Origin of the sequence: Streptomyces sp. NPDC088097, from assembly GCF_044741845.1 — a bacterium.
GTDB lineage: Bacteria > Actinomycetota > Actinomycetes > Streptomycetales > Streptomycetaceae > Streptomyces.
The window spans coordinates 198484-213614 of sequence record NZ_JBIUTJ010000001.1 but is presented as its reverse complement, the minus strand read 5'-3'; the positions used below and the strand labels follow the sequence as shown (position 1 = coordinate 213614).

Below are 15131 nucleotides of genomic sequence, written 5' to 3'. Positions count from 1 at the left end.
CATGAGCAGCAATCGCACCCACCAGTGGCGCGGCATCATCGAGGAGTACCGGGACCGCCTGCCGGTGACGGCCAAGACTCCCGTGGTCACGCTCCGTGAGGGCGGTACTCCCCTCGTTCCGGCGCAGGTGCTCTCCGAGCGCACCGGCTGCGAGGTGCACCTCAAGGTTGAGGGAGCGAACCCCACGGGGTCCTTCAAGGACCGCGGGATGACCATGGCCATCACCAAGGCCAAGGAGGACGGCGCCCAGGCCGTCATCTGCGCCTCGACCGGCAACACCTCCGCCTCCGCCGCCGCCTACGCGGTGCGCGCCGGCATGGTGTCCGCCGTCCTCGTGCCCCGCGGCAAGATCGCGCTCGGCAAGATGGGCCAGGCCCTCGTGCACGGCGCGAAGATCCTCCAGGTCGACGGCAACTTCGACGACTGCCTGGCCCTGGCCCGCGCGCTGTCCGACAACTACCCGGTGGCGCTGGTCAATTCCGTCAATCCGGTGCGCATCGAGGGTCAGAAGACGGCCGCGTTCGAGATCGTGGACGCGCTCGGCGACGCCCCCGACATCCACGTGCTGCCCGTCGGCAACGCGGGCAACATCACCGCGTACTGGAAGGGCTTCAAGGAGTACAAGGCCGACGGCCTGGCCTCCCTTACGCCCCGTGTGTGGGGTTTCCAGGCCTCGGGCTCAGCGCCGATCGTGCGCGGAGAGATCGTCAAGGAGCCGCACACCATCGCCACGGCGATCCGCATCGGCAACCCGGCCTCCTGGGACTACGCACTCCAGGCGCGGGACGAGTCGGGCGGCTTCATCGACGAGGTGACGGACCGCCAGATCCTGTCGGCCTACCGCCTGTTGGCCTCCCAGGAGGGTGTCTTCGTCGAGCCCGCCTCCGCCGCTTCCGTGGCCGGTCTGCTCAAGGCGGCCGAGGCCGGACTGGTGGACCCGGGCCAGCGGATCGTGTGCACCGTCACCGGCAACGGCCTCAAGGACCCCGACTGGGCGGTCGCCGGCGCTCCGCAGCCGGTCACCATTCCGGTGGACGCCGAGGCCGCCGCCATCCGGCTCGGCCTGGTCTGACCCGATCCCGCCGGGCCCCGGCCCGGCGGACGGGTCCCCCGCGTGGCCGGATTCCGCAAGTCCCGAGGGCTTCCGGAATCCGGCAACTCGCCCCGTACGGCACCAAAAGCCAACGAGAGAACAGCCGAAGACCGCGACACGCATCGTGCGCCTCCTGTGCGCCCTATGTCGCGGGGGAACCTTCCTTCGATACGCTGTACTTACATCCGCCACCGCGCACCCGTCCGCGGTGCTGCCCCGAGGGCCTTCGGATGTCGTACGTCCTCCAGTACATTCGCAGCGAAGATCCGCAGTTCCACCCGATCTCGCACAGTCACAAGGAGTGTCATCGCCCGATGGCAGGTCCAGCGTTCCGCGCCGCCGCCGTACGAGTGCGCGTCCCCGCCAGCAGTGCCAACCTCGGCCCCGGCTTCGACGCCCTCGGCCTGGCCCTGGGTCTCTACGACGACGTCGTCGTCCGGGTCGCCGACTCCGGTCTGAACATCGACATCGCGGGCGAGGGCGCCGACACCCTCCCGCGGGACGAGAGCCACCTCCTCGTACGCTCCATGCGCACCGCCTTCGACCTGCTGGGCGGCCAACCGCGCGGCCTTGAGGTCGTCTGCGCCAACCGCATCCCGCACGGCCGCGGCCTCGGCTCCTCGTCCGCCGCCATCTGCGCCGGCATCGTCGCCGCCCGCGCCGTGACCATAGGCGGCGAGACCAGGCTCGACGATGCGGCGCTGCTGGAGCTCGCCACCGAGATCGAGGGCCACCCCGACAACGTCGCCGCCTGTCTGCTCGGCGGTTTCACCCTGGCCTGGATGGACGGGGGCAGTGCCAAGGCGATCCGTATGGACCCCGCCGATTCCATCGTTCCGGTGGTCTTCGTGCCTTCCAAGGCGGTCCTGACCGAGACCGCGCGCGGTCTGTTGCCGCGCACCGTCCCGCACGTGGACGCCGCCGTGAACGCGGGCCGGGCGGGCCTGCTCGTGGAAGCCATGACCAGGCGTCCCGAGTTCCTGCTGCCCGCCACCGAGGACCGGCTGCACCAGGACTACCGCTCCCCGGCGATGCCCGAGAGCGTGGCACTGGTGGGCCGACTGCGGGCGGACGGCATCCCCGCGGTCATCTCCGGCGCGGGCCCCACGGTCCTCGCGCTGGTCGACAACGACGCGGCCGACAAGGTCGCGCGGCTCGCGGGCGAGGGGTGGGCGGCCAACCGGCTGGCACTCGACGCCGCGGGTGCGAGCGTACTTCCGCTGGGCACCCAGGGCGGGCAGTCCGTGTCCTAGCGACACGGCCCGCGGGGGGCGGGCGGCCGGGCAGGCCACCCACCCCCGGCGGGGCTACAGCCGGTGATTGAGAGGGGGAATGTCTGTTGGATCCGGTAGTGTTAATCTCAAGTGCGCATCCGAAGCCGCCATGGCTCGGTGCTCAGTGTCCCCATTTGGGACCACCTTTCTTCCGGGAGCCTCCCCGACTGCTTTGATCGCTGCCAGCAGTTTCGGGCACGCTTCGGAATCGGCGTGACATTCCCACGCTTCCAGCTCGGGGGCTTCGCGCCGGAAACACCCACGCACGTTTCTCTCCGCCGTACATCTATCGGCGGGCCACCGCTCCGGCACGGTCCACACACTTGGGACCGTCGTCGGACAGCACAACCGGTCGCCGAGCCAGACAGGCCGACGTCCGCTCCAGGGAAGGACCCTTCGTGAGCGACACCACCGATCTGATGGGCGCTGCCGACACCAACGTCGACACCAGTGCTCCCGCCGCGGGCGCCGCGCCCAAGCGTCGCCGCTCCGGCACCGGCCTTGACGGCATGGTCCTCGCCGAGCTGCAGCAGGTCGCGTCGGGCCTCGGAATCAGGGGCACCGCGCGGATGCGCAAGAGCCAGCTGATCGAGGTCATCAAGGAGGCGCAGGGCGGCAGCGCCCCCAAGGCCGCCGCCGCGGCCCCGACCGCCGACGCCGCCGAGGCCAAGCCGAAGCGCCGCGCCACCAGCAAGGCCCGCACGGGCGAGACCGCCGAGGCGGCCCCCGCCGAGAAGGCCGTCGAGAAGCCCGCCGCGCAGGCCCAGATCGAGATCCCGGGCCAGCCGGCAGGAGGCCCGTCCCGCGCGAGCGACGCCGAGCGCGGGGCAGAGGACGCCCCGGTCGGCGAGCGCCGCCGGCGCCGCGCCACCGCCCCCTCCGGCAGCCCGGAGTCCTCGGCCCCCGCCGCTGTGCAGGTCGAGCAGAAGACCGAGACCGCCCCCGCCGCGCAGACCGAGGCCAAGGCCGAGGCCGCGACCGCCGTCTCCGGCCAGGGCCAGGAGGCCGGCGAGGGCCGGACCCGCCGCGACCGCCGTGACCGCGGCAACGACCGCGGCGACCGTGCCGAGCGGGGCGAGCGTCAGGGCCGCCGCGAGCGCGGTGCCAAGACCGACGAGCAGGGCCAGGCCGGCCAGGCTCCGGCCGCCCAGGGCGGTCAGAGCCAGGGTCAGGGCCAGGGTCAGGGTGGTCAGGGTGGCGGCCGTCAGGACCGCGCCGACCGCCAGGACCGCGGCGACCGTCAGGACCGTCAGCAGCAGGGCGGCCGCGGCCAGGGCCAGGGCCAGCAGAGCCAGCAGGGTCGTCCGGAGCGTCAGGACCGTCAGGACAACGGCCCGCAGGACGAGTTCGACGAGGACGGCCGTCGCGGCCGGCGCGGCCGCTACCGCGACCGTCGTGGCCGTCGCGGTCGCGACGAGTTCGCGCCGAGCGAGCCGCAGGTCGCCGACGACGACGTGCTGATCCCCGTCGCGGGCATCCTCGACATCCTCGACAACTACGCGTTCATCCGGACCTCCGGCTACCTGCCGGGCCCGAACGACGTGTACGTCTCCCTCGCCCAGGTCCGCAAGGCGGGCCTGCGCAAGGGCGACCACACCACCGGTGCGGTCCGTCAGCCCAAGGACGGCGAGCGCCGCGAGAAGTTCAACGCGCTCGTGCGTCTGGACACGGTCAACGGCATGGCGCCCGAATCCGGCCGCGGCCGACCGGAGTTCCAGAAGCTGACCCCGTTGTACCCGCAGGACCGGCTCCGTCTGGAGACCGACCCGGGCGTGCTGACCACCCGCATCATCGACCTCGTGTCGCCGATCGGCAAGGGTCAGCGAGGCCTGATCGTGGCCCCGCCGAAGACCGGCAAGACCATGATCATGCAGGCGATCGCCAACGCGATCACCATCAACAACCCCGAGTGCCACCTGATGGTCGTCCTGGTCGACGAGCGTCCGGAAGAGGTCACCGACATGCAGCGGTCGGTGAAGGGCGAGGTCATCTCCTCGACCTTCGACCGCCCGGCCGAGGACCACACCACCGTCGCCGAGCTGGCCATCGAGCGCGCCAAGCGTCTCGTCGAGCTGGGTCACGACGTGGTCGTCCTGCTGGACTCCATCACCCGTCTGGGCCGCGCGTACAACCTCGCCGCCCCCGCCTCCGGCCGCATCCTGTCCGGTGGTGTCGACTCGACCGCGCTCTACCCGCCGAAGCGCTTCTTCGGTGCCGCGCGCAACATCGAGGACGGCGGCTCGCTGACCATCCTGGCCACCGCGCTGGTCGACACCGGCTCGCGCATGGACGAGGTGATCTTCGAGGAGTTCAAGGGCACCGGCAACATGGAGCTCAAGCTCGACCGCAAGCTCGCCGACAAGCGCATCTTCCCGGCCGTCGACGTCGACCCGTCGGGCACCCGCAAGGAGGAGATCCTCCTCAACGCGGAGGAGCTCGCCATCGTCTGGAAGCTGCGCCGGGTGCTGCACGCGCTCGACTCGCAGCAGGCCATCGAGCTGCTCCTCGACAAGATGAAGCAGACGAAGTCGAACGCCGAGTTCCTGATGCAGATCGCCAAGACGACCCCCGGCGGCAAGAACGACGACTGACCGTCGCCGTGGCGCCCCCGGGCGCCGCATCGAGGAGCGCCCCCACCGCGACAGCGGTGGGGGCGCTCCTCGTTTCCCGGAGGCAGGATCCCGGCTGCAGGACCCCGCCGCCGGCGTCCCGTAGTGCTCCCCGGCCGTTCCGCCTCGGTCCTTCGGCCGACTTTCGTGCGACCTTCACCACAGATCAGGGCCCGAAAGCGGTGCGGAGAGCCCTGCGGCGAGGGCCGGAAACGCCTGGTGGGGGCGGGGTCGCGGGGTGTGCGCCCCGCTCCGGGCGGTCTGCGTGAACCGCGCGGGACGCATCCGGGGGGCCCGGACCTCGGGAACCGTGGAATATGTTCGTCCGTCTGAGTGAGAGGGAAACGGGAAACCGCACGTCTGACACGCGAACCGCCACCAGGGGGCTGAGGAGAGCATGAGCGACGACAGCAGGGGCCGCGGCCGTCGGGCCGCCACCCGGCGCCGACGTAGAGCCCGACCGCGCCGCAAGGGCCTCACCGTCGCCGCGTGGACCGCCGCGGGCGTGGTCCTCCTAGGAGGCGGCGGTCTCGGCGCCTTCTACTTCAAGCTCAACGGCAACCTCAAGACCGTCGACATCGACCAGGCCCTCGGCAAGGACCGCCCGGCCAACGTCGACAACGGCTCCATGGACATCCTCGTCCTCGGCTCCGACTCCCGGGACGGCGCCAACGGCGCCTACGGCCAGGACGACGGCGGCTCGGCCCGCTCGGACACCGCGATGATCGTCCACCTCTACGAGGGCCACAAGCGGGCGAGCGTCGTATCGATACCCCGCGACACCATGCTCCCGCGCCCGGCCTGCGCCACGGACAACGGCAAGACCGATGCCGGCAGCACGAAGGCCCAGTTCAACGAGGCCTTCACCACCGGCGGAGCCGTCTGCGCGGTCAAGACCGTCGAGAAGATGTCCGGGATCCGCATGGACCACTACCTCGAAGTCGACTTCACCGGCTTCAAGAAGATCATCGACAACCTCGGTGGGGTCCAGCTCACGACGACCAAGGCCATCAAGGACGACTACAGCCACCTCGACCTCGCCCCCGGCGACCACAAGCTCAACGGGGAACAGGCCCTGGGCCTCGTCCGCACCCGCAAGAGCGTCGGGGACGGCAGCGACCTGGGCCGAATACAGCTCCAGCAGGCCTTCATCAAGGCACTGATCAAGCAGGTCAAGGGCGTCGGGCTGTTCGACAACCCGAAGAAGCTGTACAACCTCGCCGACTCCGCCACCAAGGCCCTCACCACCGACAAGGCCCTCGGTGACGTGAAGTCCCTCATGGGCTTCGCCCAGGGGCTGGAGGGCATCACCGCCGAGAACATGCAGATGATCACGCTGCCCGTCGCCGGCGACCCCCGGGACGCCAACCGCGTCGTACCGCTCACCAAGGAGTCCGCGATGGTCTGGGAGGCGCTCCGCGCCGACCAGTCGATTCCGGCGCAGGCCACCGAGAATTCCGCAGGGGACAAGGGCAACGCGGGCGGGATCGTCCGCTAAGGGCTGTCCCGAAATCCCTGGTGGGCGCGCGGCGGAATAGATGTCGACGGGTCCCTGTTGAGGGAGGCGTCCTGAGAATTTTGACAGGCGGCCCGGTCCTGGCAGACTGGTCTGTCGGCCCCGGTTCACGCAGTGCGCAATTCGGCTCCTGCGACCCGGCGCCCTCCCGAATCTAGGAGACACCTTGAAGCGCGACACTCACCCCCAGTACGTCGAGACCCAGGTCAGCTGCACCTGTGGCGCGTCGTTCACCACCCGTAGCACCCTGACCGACGGCACCATCCGTGCCGAGGTCTGCTCCGAGTGCCACCCGTTCTACACGGGCAAGCAGAAGATCCTCGACACCGGTGGCCGCGTGGCCCGCTTCGAGGCCCGCTTCGGCAAGGGTGCGGCCACGAAGTAGCGCGACCCAGGCGCCGGTCAGCGGTCGCCCCCTGATGACACGGGGGCGGCCCGACCGGCGCCTTTGTCGTCGTGTCGCCACCCAGCCCTTTTTGACTTTCACCACAGGAGCACCCGATGTTCGAGGCGGTCGAGGAACTGATCGGCGAGCACGCCGATCTTGAGAAGAAGCTCGCCGACCCTTCGGTCCACTCCGATCAGGCCAACGCGCGCAAGCTGAACAAGCGCTACGCGGAGCTGACCCCGATCGTCGCGACCTTCCGTGCCTGGAAGCAGTCGGCCGAGGACATCGAGACGGCCAAGGAGCTGGCGGCCGACGACCCGGACTTCTTCGCCGAGGTCAAGGAAATGAGCGCCCAGCGCGACGAGCTCACCGAGAAGCTCCGCCTGCTGCTCGTTCCGCGCGACCCCAGCGACGACAAGGACGTGCTCCTTGAGGTCAAGGCCGGCGCCGGCGGCGACGAGTCCGCCCTCTTCGCCGGCGACCTGCTGCGCATGTACCTGCGCTACGCCGAGCGCGTGGGCTGGAAGACCGAGATCATCGACGCCACCGAGTCCGAGCTCGGCGGCTACAAGGACGTCCAGGTCTCCGTCCGCACCAAGGGCGGCAACGGCGCCACCGAGCCCGGTCAGGGCGTGTGGGCCCGCCTGAAGTACGAGGGCGGCGTGCACCGCGTCCAGCGCGTTCCGGCCACCGAGTCCCAGGGCCGCATCCACACCTCCGCCGCCGGCGTGCTCGTCACCCCGGAAGCCGAGGAGGTGGAGGTCGAGGTCAACATGAACGACCTCCGCATCGACGTGTACCGCTCCTCGGGCCCCGGCGGCCAGTCTGTCAACACCACCGACTCGGCCGTGCGCATCACGCACCTCCCGACCGGTGTGGTCGCCTCCTGCCAGAACGAGAAGAGCCAGCTCCAGAACAAGGAGCAGGCCATGCGCATCCTGCGTTCGCGCCTGCTGGCCGCCGCGCAGGAAGCCGCCGAGCAGGAGGCCTCCGACGTGCGCCGCAGCCAGGTGCGCAGCGTGGACCGGTCGGAGAAGATCCGTACGTACAACTACCCGGAAAACCGGATCTCGGACCACCGGACCGGTTTCAAGGCGTACAACTTGGACCAGGTGCTCGACGGCGACCTCGACCCGGTCATCCAGGCCTGCGTCGACACGGACTCCGCCGCGAAGCTCGCGGCCGCGCACTGATCCGCGTCTGAAGCCCTGCCCGATCCCCGCACCACCCCCCGTACGACAGCAGCCCGGAGGACCAGCGTGAACTTGCTGCTTGCCGAGGTGGCCCAGGCCACCCAGCGGCTGGCCGCCGCCGGCGTGCCCTCTCCGCGTTTCGACGCGGAAGAGCTCGCGGCCTTCGTGCACGGCGTCAAGCGGGGGGAACTGCACCACGTCAAGGACGCGGACTTCGACGCCCGCTACTGGGAGGCCGTCGCACGCCGCGAGGCGCGCGAGCCGCTCCAGCACATCACCGGCCGCGCCTTCTTCCGCTACCTGGAACTCCAGGTCGGGCCCGGAGTGTTCGTGCCCCGGCCCGAGACCGAGTCGGTCGTGGACTGGGCCATACAGGCGGTCCGGGCGATGGACGTGGTCGAGCCGCTGATCGTGGACCTGTGCACCGGCTCGGGCGCCATCGCGCTCGCCATGGCGCAGGAGGTGCCGCGCTCGCGCGTGCACGCCGTGGAGCTGTCCGAGGACGCCCTGCGGTGGACCCGCAAGAACGCCGAGGGCTCCCGGGTCACCGTCCACCAGGGCGACGCGCTCAGCGCGCTGCCGGAGCTGGACGGACAGGTCGACCTGGTCATCTCCAACCCGCCGTACATCCCGCTCACGGAGTGGGAGTACGTGGCGCCCGAGGCCCGCGACCACGACCCCGAGATGGCGCTGTTCTCCGGCGAGGACGGCCTCGACACCATCCGCGGGATCGAGCGCACCGCGCACCGGCTGCTGCGGCCCGGCGGCATCGTCGTCATCGAGCACGCCGACACCCAGGGCGGCCAGGTCCCGTGGATCTTCGCCGACGAGCGCGGCTGGGCCGACTCCGCAGACCATCCCGACCTCAACAACCGTCCGCGCTTCGCGACCGCCCGCAAGGCCCTGCCGTGACCCGGGCGACCCAGAACACTGCCAGCACCCCGCTGCACGAGGAGGCCCGCTGATGGCCCGGCGATACGACTGCAACGACGCGACGGACCGCAAGACCGGTCTGCGCGAAGCCGCATCCGCCGTGCGCCGCGGCGAGCTCGTCGTGCTGCCCACCGACACCCTGTACGGGATCGGCGCGGACGCCTTCAGCTCCGAGGCCGTCGGTGACCTGCTCGCCGCCAAGGGGCGGGGCCGCAACATGCCCACCCCCGTGCTCATCGGCTCCCCGAACACCCTCCACGGCCTGGTCACGGACTTCTCGGAGCAGGCGTGGGAGCTCGTCGACGCCTTCTGGCCGGGCGGTCTGACCCTCGTCGCCAAGCACCAGCCCTCGCTGGCCTGGGACCTGGGCGAGACCCGCGGGACCGTGGCCGTGCGCATGCCCCTGCACCCCGTCGCGATCGAGCTGCTGACCGAGGTCGGCCCGATGGCCGTCTCCTCGGCGAACCTGACCGGGCACCCGGCGCCCGAGGACTGCGAAGCGGCGCGCGCCATGCTGGGCGACTCCGTGTCCGTGTACCTGGACGGCGGCCCGACGCCGAGCACGCTGCCGTCCTCGATCGTCGACGTCACCGGGAAGGTCCCCGTCCTGCTGCGCGCGGGGGCGCTGACCGCCGAGCAGCTGCGTGAGGTCGTACCCGACCTCGAGGTGGCTCCGTGAGCCCTGAGGGGCGTGGCATAGCAAGCGGGTACCTCTCGGCGGAGGCCGGCGGCGAGGCCTTCCGCATACTCCACGTCAGCACCGGCAACGTCTGCCGCTCGCCCATCACCGAGCGGCTGACCCGGCACGCCCTGGCCCACCGGCTGGGCGGCCTCGTCAGCGGGGACCTCATCGTCGAGAGCGCCGGCACCTGGGGTCACGAAGGCGCCCCGATGGAGGCCAACGCGGCGGCCGTGCTGGCCGACTTCGGCGCGGACGCCTCCGGCTTCACGGGCCGGGAGCTGCTCGACGAGCACGTCATCCGGGCCGACCTGGTGCTGACCGCCACGCGGGACCACCGGGCGCAGGTCATCTCCATGGGCCACTCGGCGGGGCTGCGGACCTTCACGCTCAAGGAGTTCACCCGCCTGGTGCGGGCCATAGACCCGGCCACGCTGCCGCCGCTGGACGACGGCATGGCCGAGCGCGCGCGGGCCCTCGTACGGGCCGCCGCGGCCCTGCGCGGCTGGCTGTTGGCGCCCACCGCCGACGCGGACGAGGTGTACGACCCGTACGGGGCGCCGATCACCTTCTTCCGCTCCATCGGCGACGAGATCAACCAGGCACTTGACCCCGTGGTCACGGCCCTGACGGGCGTCACGGCCCGACGCTGACCCTCCGGCGGCCGGAGGCCGGCGCTGTGCGCCGAAGCCCGGGAGGCCCCGGGGGCCGAGCGGTGCGAGGGGCGCTGTGGAGGAGGGGCTCAACCAGGCACTTGACCCCGTGGTCACGGCTCTGACGGGCGTCACGGCCCGACGCTGACCCTCCGGCGGCCGGACGCCGAGCGCGCAGGGGCGCGTCCCCGGGGGTGGGCGCCGGGCGCGGGGGGAGGAGCGGGCCTACAGTGGGCTTACCCCGGTAGACCGGTCGCTCCCTGGAGTCGAGCCATGAGCGTCATCACCCCGCCCACGGACCTGCTGCGACAGCAGGATCCGCAGATGGCAGACGTACTCGCGGGGGAGGCCCAGCGACAGGCGCAGTCCCTCCAGCTGAGCGCCGCCGAGAACTTCACCTCGCCCGCCGTCCTCGCGGCCCTCGGATCCGCCCTCGCCAACAAGTACGCCGAGGGCTACCCCGGAGCCCGCCACCACGGCGGCTGCGAGTACGCCGACCTGGCCGAGCGGACGGCCGTGGAGCGGGCCACGGCCCTGTTCGGCGTCGAGCACGCCAACGTGCAGCCGCACTCCGGATCCTCCGCCGTCCTCTCCGCGTACGCGGCCCTGCTGCGCCCCGGCGACACCGTCCTGGCGATGGGGCTCCCGTACGGCGGGCACCTCACCCACGGGTCGCCCGCGAACTTCTCGGGCCGCTGGTTCGACTTCGTCGGCTACGGGGTCGACGCGGAGACCGGGCTGATCGACTACGGGCAGGTCCAGGAGCTGGCCCGCGCGCACCGGCCCAGGGCCATCGTGTGCGGTTCGATCTCCTACCCCCGCCACCCCGAGTACTCGGTGTTCCGCGAGATCGCCGACGAGGTCGGCGCCTACCTCATCGCCGACGCCGCGCACCCGATCGGCCTGGTCGCCGGCGGGGCCGCGCCCAGTCCCGTCCCGTACGCCGACCTGGTCTGCGCGACCACGCACAAGGTGCTGCGCGGCCCGCGCGGCGGGATGGTCCTGTGCGGTGCGGAGTTCGCCGAGCGCGTGGACCGCGCGGTGTTCCCCTTCACCCAGGGCGGCGCCCAGATGCACACCATCGCCGCGAAGGCGGTGGCCTTCGGGGAGGCGGCCGGACCGGCCTTCACCCGGTACGCGCACCAGGTCGTGGCCAACGCACGCGCCCTGGCCGCGGCCCTCGCCGACCGGGGCTTCACCCTGACCACCGGCGGCACCGACACCCACCTCATCACCGCCGACCCGGCCCCCCTCGGCGTCGACGGGCCGACCGCGCGCGGCCGGCTGGCCGCCTCGGGGATCGTCCTGGACACCTGCGCCCTGCCGTACGGGGACCAGCGGGGGATCCGCCTGGGCACGGCGGCGGTGACCACCCAGGGGATGGGAGTGGCGGAGATGGAACGGATCGCGGACATGTTCACCGTCGCGCTGCGTGGAGGAGCGGCCACGGGAACGCGTGCGAAGGTCGCCGAACTGACCGGCGAATATCCCCCGTACGGGCTCTAAACGGGCAACTGTTCCCGTGCGTGGCCCGTGCCGCAACCGGAGGGGGTCCTCCCGGCGTCCTCGTCTGCGGTGACATCGGGGCTAATGTGTGGGGCTGAGATGGCCGGCGATACATCTGGGGCAGCCCGTGCGTGAATATCTGCTGACGCTTTGTGTCACGGTCGCGGTGACCTACCTGCTGACCGGACCCGTGCGGAAGTTCGCGATCGCGGCCGGGGCGATGCCGGAGATCCGCGCCCGCGACGTGCACCGCGAGCCCACTCCGCGGCTCGGCGGCATCGCCATGTTCGGCGGTCTGTGCGCGGGGCTGCTGGTCGCCGACCACCTGCGCAACCTCAACGGCGTCTTCGAGCAGTCGAACGAACCCCGTGCCCTGTTGTCGGGGGCGGCGCTGATCTGGCTGGTCGGGGTGCTGGACGACAAGTTCGAGATCGACGCGCTGATCAAGCTGGGCGCGCAGATGATCGCCGCGGGCGTGATGGTCATGCAGGGCCTCACCATCCTGTGGATCCCGGTCCCCGGCGTCGGCACGGTCCCGCTCACCCAGTGGCAGGGCAACCTGCTGACGGTGGCGCTGGTCGTGATCACCATCAACGCGGTGAACTTCGTCGACGGCCTCGACGGCCTGGCGGCCGGCACGGTCTGCATCGCCACCTGCGCGCTCTTCCTCTACGGCTACCGCATCTGGTTCGGCTACGGCATCGAGGCCGCGGCGCCCGCGACCCTCTTCGCCGCGATCCTGATGGGCATGTGCCTGGGCTTCCTGCCGCACAACATGCACCCGGCCAGGATCTTCATGGGCGATTCCGGCTCCATGCTCATCGGCCTGGTCCTGGCCGCGTCGGCGATCTCCATCACCGGGCAGGTGGATCCGGACGCGCTGGCCCTCTTCGCGGGCGGTGAGCGCAACGCGACGCACGCGATGCTTCCGGTCTTCATTCCGCTGCTGCTCCCGCTGACCATCATCGCCATTCCGGTCGCGGACCTGGTCCTGGCCATCGTGCGGCGCACCTGGAATGGCCAGTCCCCGTTCGCGGCGGACCGCGGCCACCTCCACCACCGTCTTCTCGAACTCGGACATTCACACAGCCGCGCGGTTCTCATCATGTATTTCTGGTCGGGACTGATCGCATTCGGCACCGTGGCCTATTCGGTGAATTCCGCCTCCATGTGGATCGTTCTCGCCATCGCGGCACTGAGCGCGCTGGGCCTCGCGCTGCTCCTGCTGCCGCGGTTCACCCCGCGGGCACCGCGTTGGGCGCAGGGGCTGGTTCCGCCCCGCTACCGTCACGCGGAGCGAGCGGCGGAGGCCGCGGCCGAGGCCGCGGTGCGCGAGGACGAGGGCGCGGAGCCGGCCCGGCCGATCGCGGCCGGGGTGTCCGGCGTCAACGGGGCGACCGCCATTGGCCCCCGTTCTCGGCTCCCCGACCGGCGTAAGGCCGGCTCGGCCCGCTGACGTTCCGGTCGCATGTCGGACATGAACCGCCTTTACCAGACAAGCCACTTGCTCGTCGCGCACACACGCGCAGGGTCACTCTCATGTGTGACAGTGAGCACACCGGACAGGTAAAGCTCTCATCAAATAGTTTGTGATACCGTTCACTAAACCCGGCGACAGAGCCGAAGGACCGTAGTGCGACGGTCCATTGGCCCGAGGCTCTCACTCGGACCGGGCTTACGCTCGTCCCGTACGAGTCCCTTGCCCCCCACCACCACGCGGAGCAAACCGCCATGCGGTCAGATGACGTCCGATCCCTCCTGCAAACCGTCGTACCCACCGCTGCCGTCGGCGTAATCGCCGCCGTGATCAGTGCGTTGGTCGTCGGCGGCAAGGGCGCGATCGGGGCTGTTGTCGCGACGCTGGTCGTGATTCTCTTCATGGGCATCGGATTCGTCGTTCTGCAGCGCACGGCGAAATCATTGCCGCACCTGTTCCAGGCCATGGGTCTCCTGCTGTACACGACCCAGATCCTGCTGCTCTTCGTCTTTGTCGCCGTGTTCAAGAACACGACGTTGTTCAACCCCCGGGCATTCGCCATCACGCTCGTCGTCACCACCCTGGTGTGGATCGGCGCGCAGGCGCGTGCTCATATGAAGGCCAAGATCCTCTACGTCGAGCCCGACTCGACAAAGACCGAAAAGCCCGAAAATCCGGGGTCGAAGTCGTGAGGGGTAGGGCCGGGATAAATGCGCGTTCGAGATGCTGCTATCGTCCGGTTCCAACTGTGGCGCTGCGGGCGCGGGCATCTGAGCTGACGCCTGTTCCATCGCGAGGCTCGATGCCTGACCGCCACCCCCACACCCGTTACACCAGTCCAGTGCCGAACAGCGGCTGTCCGCCGCGCCGACACAACGAGGTTGCCGTACCTATGCGCCACGCTGAAGGAGCCCGCGGTGAGTGCTGACCCGACGACGGTGCTCGCCTTCGAGACCGATTGCCACATTTTCGACGGTTGTGGCTTCCCGGCTCCCGGCCTGCACTCGTTCCTGTTCGAGCCGATCTTCGGAGACGGGGACAGCAGCGCCTACTTCAACAAGACGATGCTGCTGGCCCTGCTCGGCACGGTCGTCATCGTCGGCTTCTTCTGGGCCGCCTTCCGCAAGCCGAAGGTCGTCCCGGGCAAGCTCCAGATGGTCGCCGAGGCCGGCTACGACTTCGTGCGCCGCGGCATCGTGTACGAGACGCTGGGCAAGAAGGAGGGCGAGAAGTACGTCCCCCTGATGGTCTCGCTGTTCTTCTTCGTCTGGATGTTGAACCTCTGGTCGATCATCCCGCTGGCCCAGTTCCCGGTGACGTCGATCATCTCGTACCCCGCGGCCCTGGCCGCGATCGTGTACGTGACCTGGATGAGCGTGACCTTCAAGCGTCACGGCTTCGTGGGCGGCTTCAAGAACCTGACGGGCTACGACAAGTCGCTCGGTCCGGTCCTGCCGCTGGTCATGGTCATCGAGTTCTTCTCGAACGTCCTGGTCCGCCCCTTCACCCACGCGGTCCGACTGTTCGCGAACATGTTCGCCGGTCACACCCTGCTGCTGCTCTTCACGATCGCCAGCTGGTACCTGCTGAACGGCATCGGGATCGCCTACGCCGGTGTCTCGTTCGTGATGGTCATCGTGATGACCGCCTTCGAGCTCTTCATCCAGGCTGTCCAGGCGTACGTCTTCGTCCTCCTGGCCTGCAGCTTCCTCCAGGGCGCGCTCGCCGAGCACCACTGAGCCAGGCCCGCCCCGCCCAGCACCACCCGTATTCGTCCGGTGGCCAACCCCCACCGGTCCGTGAAAGAGAA

General features: G+C 70.3%; 13 protein-coding genes. All 13 read left to right on the top strand.

Annotated elements, in window-relative coordinates:
- Window position 1 precedes the first annotated feature (1 nt).
- The 13 genes from thrC (at window position 2) to atpB (ending at window position 15060) form a co-directional block, all read left to right on the top strand.
- Window positions 2–1072 (top strand): threonine synthase, encoded by a 1071-nt coding sequence (gene thrC / locus ACIOD1_RS00920; protein WP_365618393.1) that lies wholly within the window; start codon window positions 2–4, stop codon window positions 1070–1072.
- A 335-nt stretch (window positions 1073–1407) separates the two neighbouring features.
- A complete protein-coding gene (thrB, locus tag ACIOD1_RS00915; RefSeq protein ID WP_365618391.1) occupies window positions 1408–2346 on the top strand; it encodes a homoserine kinase in 939 nt (312 codons plus the stop codon).
- 419 nt (window positions 2347–2765) lie between these two features.
- Window positions 2766–4958 (top strand): transcription termination factor Rho, encoded by a 2193-nt coding sequence (rho, locus tag ACIOD1_RS00910; RefSeq protein WP_401899428.1) that lies wholly within the window; start codon window positions 2766–2768, stop codon window positions 4956–4958.
- A 415-nt stretch (window positions 4959–5373) separates the two neighbouring features.
- On the top strand, window positions 5374–6474 hold the full coding sequence (locus tag ACIOD1_RS00905) for an LCP family protein (protein WP_365618387.1): 1101 nt from the start codon (window positions 5374–5376) through the stop codon (window positions 6472–6474).
- Between the two features lie 184 nt (window positions 6475–6658).
- Window positions 6659–6877, top strand: a complete 219-nt coding sequence (gene rpmE / locus ACIOD1_RS00900; RefSeq protein ID WP_365618385.1) for a 50S ribosomal protein L31 — start codon at window positions 6659–6661, stop codon at window positions 6875–6877.
- 116 nt (window positions 6878–6993) lie between these two features.
- Complete coding sequence (prfA, locus tag ACIOD1_RS00895; protein ID WP_365618383.1) at window positions 6994–8073, top strand: peptide chain release factor 1; 1080 nt, start codon at window positions 6994–6996, stop codon at window positions 8071–8073.
- A gap of 66 nt (window positions 8074–8139) precedes the next feature.
- Complete coding sequence (prmC, locus tag ACIOD1_RS00890; protein WP_281209067.1) at window positions 8140–8985, top strand: peptide chain release factor N(5)-glutamine methyltransferase; 846 nt, start codon at window positions 8140–8142, stop codon at window positions 8983–8985.
- Between the two features lie 52 nt (window positions 8986–9037).
- Window positions 9038–9685 carry an L-threonylcarbamoyladenylate synthase gene (locus ACIOD1_RS00885; protein ID WP_365618381.1) on the top strand — a complete coding sequence of 216 codons (648 nt, stop codon included), beginning with the start codon at window positions 9038–9040 and terminating at the stop codon, window positions 9683–9685.
- Complete coding sequence (locus tag ACIOD1_RS00880) at window positions 9682–10338, top strand: protein-tyrosine-phosphatase (RefSeq protein WP_401899426.1); 657 nt, start codon at window positions 9682–9684, stop codon at window positions 10336–10338. Before ACIOD1_RS00885 ends, ACIOD1_RS00880 begins: the two co-directional genes overlap by 4 nt.
- A gap of 273 nt (window positions 10339–10611) precedes the next feature.
- Entirely contained in the window at window positions 10612–11844 is a 1233-nt protein-coding gene (glyA, locus tag ACIOD1_RS00875; RefSeq protein ID WP_401899424.1) for a serine hydroxymethyltransferase, read from the top strand.
- A 127-nt stretch (window positions 11845–11971) separates the two neighbouring features.
- Complete coding sequence (locus tag ACIOD1_RS00870; RefSeq protein WP_401899423.1) at window positions 11972–13300, top strand: MraY family glycosyltransferase; 1329 nt, start codon at window positions 11972–11974, stop codon at window positions 13298–13300.
- Between the two features lie 275 nt (window positions 13301–13575).
- Entirely contained in the window at window positions 13576–14013 is a 438-nt protein-coding gene (locus ACIOD1_RS00865) for a hypothetical protein (RefSeq protein ID WP_401899422.1), read from the top strand.
- 210 nt (window positions 14014–14223) lie between these two features.
- Window positions 14224–15060: a F0F1 ATP synthase subunit A gene (gene atpB / locus ACIOD1_RS00860; protein ID WP_365618633.1), complete on the top strand. Its 837-nt coding sequence runs from the start codon at window positions 14224–14226 to the stop codon at window positions 15058–15060.
- Window positions 15061–15131 lie beyond the last annotated feature (71 nt).